Here is a 6,578-nt window from a genome sequence, read left to right as displayed (position 1 = left end):
CGCCGCGCTGCCGCGCCGCGCGCCGCGCGCAGCGCGCAGCGTCTGGCGCCGCCGGCGCCGCGCCGCGCGCCCAAACGAAGTGACGCGAAGCGGGCGATTCAGCGCCCCGAGCCCCCGCTTCGAGTCACCTCGTTTGGGCCCGACGGAGCGGCCCGTACCTCGGCCACACGAAGTGACGCAAAAGGGGCGGTCCGGCGGCCCGAGGACCCGGTTTGAGGCACTTCGTTCGGAGCCGTTGGAGCGGCTCGCACCTCGGCCACACGAAGTGACGCGAAAGGGGCGGTCTGGCGGACTGAGGCGCCGGTTTGCGGCACCTCGTTTAGAGCCGGCGGAGCGGCGCGCGCGGCGCCCGCAGCTCGGCCACACGAAGTGACGCGAAAGGGGCCGTGCCGCGGCCCGAGGCGCCTGTTCGGGGCACCTCGTTCGGGGCGGGCGGGAGCGGCGAGCGCCTCGACGTCGAACGACCGGGGTCGCGCCGGCGAGTGAGGTTAGGCTAACCTAATCGCTTGTGACCCCCCATCTGCCGACCGGCGCCGCCCTCGTGGCCGACGGCGTCTCGATCGCCTACGACGGCGTCGACGTCGTCCACGACGCCCGACTTGAGCTCCGCCCCGGATGCGTCACCGCGCTGATCGGGCCGAACGGCAGCGGGAAGTCGACGCTCCTGCGGACCCTCGCGCGCCTCCAGCAGTCGCGGATCGGCTCGCTGGCCCTCGCCGACGGCGCCGACACCCGGCCCGCCGACCACCAGCCCACCGCCACCCGGTCCGCCGACCACAGCGACGCCGACCACCAGCCCCTCGACGCCCTCGCGCTCTCGCCCCGCGACTTCGCCCGTCGCGTCGCGATGCTCACACAGGGCCGCCCCACCCCGAGCGGTCTGACCGTGCGCGACGTCGTCGAGTTCGGCCGCTACCCGCACCGCGGCCGCTGGGGTCGGGGCGATGCCGACGGCTCGTCCGCCGTCGACCGCGCCCTCGACCTGACGGGTGTCGCCGCCCTCGCCGACCGCGGGGTCGACCAGCTCTCGGGCGGGCAGCTGCAGCGGGTCTGGCTGGCCAGCTGCCTCGCACAGGACACCGGTGTGCTGCTGCTCGACGAGCCGACCACGTACCTCGACCTCCGCTATCAGGTCGAGCTGCTCGACCTCGTGCGCGAGCTCGCCGACGACCGGCGCATCGCCGTCGGAGTCGTGCTGCACGACCTCGACCAGGCGGCCGCTCTCGCCGATCGCATCGTCGTGCTCAGCGAGGGCCGCGTCGTCGCCGAGGGCGAGCCAGCGGCCGTGCTGACACCGCACCTCCTGAGCGAGGTCTGGGGCATCCGCATCGACGTCGACACCGACCCCACCACCGGCCACCTGCGCACCCGCGCGATCGGCCGACACCACACCAGAACCGAGAGGCTCCACCCGTGAACACCAGACGACGACTCCTGACGGCCGCGGCCGTCGCCGCCGCCGCAGCCCTCACCCTCGCAGGGTGCGGCACCACCGAGACGACCGACGCCGGTGCGACGGCCGAGAGCGGCGAGCAGATCACGCTGACCGACGCGACCGGCACCGAGATCACGCTCGACGGCCCGGCGACGAAGGTCGTCGGCACCGAGTGGAACGTCGTCGAGGACCTCGTCGCGCTCGGCGTCGACCCGGTCGGCGTGGCCGACGTGCCCGGCTACGAGGCCTGGGGCTCCGCGGTGCCGCTGACGAACGACCCCACCGACATCGGCACGCGCGGCGAGCCGAGCCTCGACACCGTCGCCTCGCTCGCGCCCGATCTGATCGTCGCGACCACCGATCTGCCCGCCGACGCCGTGACGCAGCTGCGTGAGATCGCGCCCGTGCTGCAGATCACCTCGGCCGACGCCTCGCGCCAGATCGAGAACTCGACCGACAACCTGGACCTGATCGCGAAGGCCACCGGCACCGAAGACCAGGCGACCGAGGTCAAGGACGCCTTCACCGACGCGCTGGCCGAGGGCAAGAAGGCCATCGCGGACGCCGGGCTCGAGGGCACGAACGTGGCCTTCGCCGACGGCTACGTCGACGCCGGCCAGGTCGGGATCCGCCCGTACGCCGCCGGGTCGCTCGTCGGCGACGTCACGGAAGAGCTCGGTCTCGCCAACGGCTGGACGGTCGAGGGCGACCCCGCCTACGGTCTCGCCTCGACCGACGTCGAGGGGCTCACGCAGCTGCCCGACGACACGCAGTTCCTGTACATCACGAACGAGGTCGACGGCGACGACCCCTTCGCCGACGTGCTGGGCGACAACGCCGTGTGGAAGTCGCTGCCCTTCGTCGAGTCGGGCGACGTGCACCGCCTGCCCGACGGCATCTGGATGTTCGGCGGCCCGGCCGCGATGACGGGCTACATCGACGCCGCCGTCGCCGCGCTGACCGACTGACGCCCGACCGACCGACCGACGCCTGACGCACCGAGCGACGCCACGACCGTGACCGCGACCGTCATCCCCACCGATCCCGTCCCGCCGACCCGGCAGGGGCGACCCGAGCGAGCCGAGGAGGCGCGGGTCACCGCGCCCCGCCGGCTCACCCCTCGATCGGTCGGGGTGACGGTAGCGCTGGTCGCCGTCGTCGTGCTCCTCGCCCTCGTCGACATCACGCAGGGCACCGCCGACGTCGGGCCCCGCCAGGTGTGGCAGGCCCTGACCGGGACGGCGACGGCGGGCGACGCGTCCGTGGTGGTGGCGTCGCGCCTCCCTCGGATGGTCGCCGGTCTCGTCGTCGGAGTCGCCCTCGGGGCCGCGGGCGCCGCGCTGCAGCAGATCAGCCGCAACGTGCTGGCCTCGCCCGACACCCTCGCGGTTAACGCCGGAGCCTCGGCGGCCCTCGCCGTGGCCGCGGTCACCGGTCTGACGCTGCCGCTGCTGGCCTCGTCGGGCGTCGCGTTCGTCGGCGGGCTGATCGCCGCGGCGGTCGTGCTCGCCCTGTCGGGACTCGGCTCGGGCACCGTGCGGCTGGTGCTCGCCGGCAGCGCGCTGGCGCTCGGGCTCGCCTCGGTCACGAGCTCGCTGCTGCTGCTGTTCCCGCAGCAGACCGTCGGCCTCTACCAGTGGGGGCAGGGCAGCATCTCGCAGAACGGCTTCGCCGGCGTGGTGCAGCTGACCCCGATCATCGTGGTCGGGCTCGCCGTGCTGCTGCTCGCCTCGACCCGCATCGACGCCCTGGCCCTCGGCGACGACGCGGCCCGCAGCGTCGGGGTCGACGTGCGCACGACCCGCGTCGTGACGGTGCTCGCCGCCGTGCTGCTGTCTGCGGCGGCCGTGACCCTGACCGGGCCGATCGGGTTCGTCGGGCTCTGCGCACCCGCCCTCGTGCGGCTGATGCGGCGCCTGGTGCCCGCCGTGCGGCGCTCGCTCGTGCTCATGCCGCTCGCCGGGCTGACCGGCGCCGGGCTCGTGCTCGGCGCCGACGTGCTGCTGCGCGTGCTGGTCGGGGCCGAGGCGTCGGTGCAGGTGCCGACCGGGGTCGTCACCTCGCTGCTCGGAGCCGTCTTCCTGGTCGTGCTCGCCTTCAGGGCCCGCGACCACGGCGGGGCGACTCCGGTCGAGCGGCACCCGATCGTGTCGCGCACCCGCTACGTCGCGACCCTCGTCGTCGTCGCGGCGGTGCTGGTCGGCGTCGTCGTCGCGTCGGTGCTGCTCGGCGACGCGAAGCTGCTTCTCGGCGACGTCGTCAACTGGATCGCGGGCCGCTCGGGGCCGGTCGTCAGCTACGTGCTCGACACGCGGGTGCCGCGCGTCGTCGCGGCCGTCACGGCGGGCGCCGCGCTCGCGCTCGCCGGCACCCTCGTGCAGGGCGCCACCCGCAACCCGCTGGCCGAGCCGGGCATCGTCGGCGTGACCGGCGGCGCGGGGCTCGGCGCCGTGCTGTTCGTCACCACCGTGCCCGCGGCGTCGGGCTGGGGCATCGCCGGGGCGGCCTTCGTCGGCGCGGTGCTCGCCTCGCTGATCGTCTTCGGTCTCGCCGCGCGCAGCGGCTTCGCCCAGAACCGCCTCGTGCTGATCGGCATCGGTGTCGCGACCGCGACGACCGCCGCGATCAGCCTGCTCATCGTGCTCACCGACCCGTTCAACGGGGCGAAGGCCCTCACCTGGCTGTCGGGCTCGACCTACGGCCGCTCGCTCGCCGACTCGGCGCCGGTCGCGCTGGCACTGGTGCTGGCGGTCGTCGTGGTGGTCGCACAGCGTCGCCGACTCGACCTCGTGGGGGTGGACGACGACACGCCGCGCCTCCTCGGGGTCTCGCTCTCGCGCTCGCGCCTGGTCTTCCTGGCCCTGGCCGTGGTCCTGACGGCGACGGCCGTGGCGGCGGTCGGCGTGGTCGGGTTCGTGGGGCTCGTCGCACCGCATGCGGCCCGGGCGCTGGTCGGCAGGAGGCACGCCAGGGTCGTGCCCGTCGCCGTGCTGCTCGGAGCCGTGCTCGTGGGCCTGGCCGACGTGCTCGGACGCACCGCGATCGCCCCCGCGCAGCTCGGCGCAGGGCTGCTGACCGCCGTGATCGGGACGCCGTACTTCGTCTGGCTGCTCTGGCGCGGTCGCCGCTAGGGCCCGGGGCGCGGGCGGGTGCGCCTGCGCGGCACCGCTTCGCAAGCCCGCCACCGCCTCGCACGCCCGGCCACCTCCGCGACACCTGTCGTCTCACTGCCGGTCACGCGCTCTCATTACGGTGCCGGAGGCCCGCTCGGGCCCACCCCGCACCGGACGAGAGGCACGATCATCACCACCGCGACCCCCCGACGAACCCCGCGACCAGGCCTCGCTCCCCGCCGACGCATCACGTCCCTCCTCGCCGCCGGAACCGGCCTCGGCATCGTCCTCTCCGGCTTCGGCGCGCTCTCCGCATCGGCGGCCACGCCCTTCGACCCGGCCGAGCTGAGCTACCCGTACCCCTCGAACGCCACGTACGACTACGTGCCGATCATCGACCGGTTCACGCAGCTGCGGGCCGACCGCCCCGACATCATCGCCCTGAACGACGCGATGACCGTGACGATCAACCAGAATGCGACCGCCGAGCAGGTCGACCGCGCCATCGTCGACCAGTACGACGACATGTCCGTGTCCATGGCCGACGGACTCGGCGAGAACCTGGGTGCGATCTACCGCGACGCGCGTCTGGCGGGCGAGCTGCCCAAGACCGAGGCGCTTCTGGCGAAGAGCGGCGGGCTGGTCGGCTACTACTCGTCGTCGAACCCCGCGAAGGAGCACTTCGACTGGGACCGCCCCTACATCCGGTTCCCCGAGCTGCTGACCTACCGCGACAAGCCGGGCGGCGACGCGTGGGCCTCCACGTCGGGCGCCTACCCGAGCGGGCACACCTCGCAGGCGTACTGGCAGGGCACCTCGCTCGCCACGATGCTGCCCGAGCTCGCGCCGCAGATCCTGGCCCGCACCTCCGAGGCGGGGAACAACCGCATCGTGATGGCCGCGCACTACCCGCTCGACGTGATGAGCGGTCGCATGATGGGTCAGCACATCGTCGAGCGCCGGTGGTCCGACCCCGAGTTCCGCACCCTGTTCGAGCAGGCGAGCACCGAGCTGCACCAGGTGCTCGAGGCGGGCTGCGGCGCGCCCCTCGCCGAGTGCATCGCCGTCGACACCCCGTACCTGAGCGACGAGGAGGCGCTGGCCGTCTACCGAGACCGCCTCGGCTACGACTTCCCCCTGGTCGGCGCCGCCGGTGAGCCGATCACCGTGCCCGACGACGCCGAGTCGCTGCTCATCACGAGCCACCCCGACCTCACCGCCGAGCAGCGTCGCCAGGTGCTCGCGCTGACCGCCGTCGACTCGGGTCGTCCGCTCGACGAGGGCGCCGAGGGCAGCTGGCAGCGGCTCGACCTCGCGGCGGCCATGTCGGCGTCGGTGACGGTCGCGGCCGACGGCACGGTCTCGCTCGTCGACCCGGCCGCGCCGCCGGTCGACCCGGCGCCGACCGATCCCGCACCCGTGGACCCGGCTCCGGTCGACCCGGCTCCGGTCGACCCGGCTCCGGTCGACCCTGCTCCCGTCGACCCGGCGCCGACCGACCCTGCCGCGCCCGCGCCCGCGGATCCGACCGACCCGGCCGCGGTGCCCGCCGACGACGAGCAGGACGCCGGAGGCGCGGCGCAGCAGCCCGGACCCGGCACGTCCGCCGGTGACGACCTCGCTCTGGCCGACGACGGGTCGCTCGCCTACACGGGCTCGGAGTCGATCGCGGGCATCGTCGCCGCGGCGCTCGCGCTGGTGGCCGCCGGAGCGGGGCTCATCGTCGTCCGACGCCGACGCCTCCGCCGCCTCCGCTAGCGGCCCCCGGCCACGGTGGTCGGAAGACGCCCTCCGCCACGGCGCGCGAGGGCGTCTTTCGCCCACACTCGAGCACCCCACCGCCGCCAGGCCGGGCAGAAAACGCCCCCCGCCGCCCGCGCGAGGGCATCTTCCGCCCACCCTCGGGCACCCCACCGCCAGGCTGGGCAGAAAACGCCCCTCACCGCCCGCGCAAGGGCTTCTTCCGCCCACCCTCGGGCGGGGCAGGGCGGGGCGGGCTCGCGCTCGTGCTCGGGCGGGGCGGGCTCGCG

General features: G+C 74.5%; 4 protein-coding genes. All 4 read left to right on the top strand.

What is annotated here, in order from left to right; all coding sequences use genetic code 11:
• Window positions 1-508 precede the first annotated feature (508 nt).
• From SOM13_RS07375 to SOM13_RS07360, 4 genes are read left to right on the top strand one after another with little or no spacing between them, the layout of a single operon-like run.
• Entirely contained in the window at window positions 509-1,417 is a 909-nt protein-coding gene (locus SOM13_RS07375) for an ABC transporter ATP-binding protein (RefSeq protein ID WP_414655515.1), read from the top strand.
• Window positions 1,414-2,403, top strand: a complete 990-nt coding sequence (locus SOM13_RS07370; RefSeq protein WP_320479270.1) for an iron-siderophore ABC transporter substrate-binding protein — start codon at window positions 1,414-1,416, stop codon at window positions 2,401-2,403. The genes SOM13_RS07375 and SOM13_RS07370 overlap by 4 nt, the downstream gene beginning before the upstream one ends.
• 48 nt (window positions 2,404-2,451) lie before the next feature.
• Window positions 2,452-4,566, top strand: a complete 2,115-nt coding sequence (locus tag SOM13_RS07365; protein ID WP_320479269.1) for an iron ABC transporter permease — start codon at window positions 2,452-2,454, stop codon at window positions 4,564-4,566.
• 18 nt (window positions 4,567-4,584) lie between these two features.
• A complete protein-coding gene (locus SOM13_RS07360) occupies window positions 4,585-6,306 on the top strand; it encodes an acid phosphatase (RefSeq protein WP_320479268.1) in 1,722 nt (573 codons plus the stop codon).
• Window positions 6,307-6,578: the final 272 nt, after the last annotated feature.

Source organism: Frigoribacterium sp. CFBP9030, assembly GCF_034045195.1.
Classification (GTDB): domain Bacteria; phylum Actinomycetota; class Actinomycetes; order Actinomycetales; family Microbacteriaceae; genus Frigoribacterium.
This window is presented reverse-complemented; position numbering and strand designations above follow the sequence as displayed.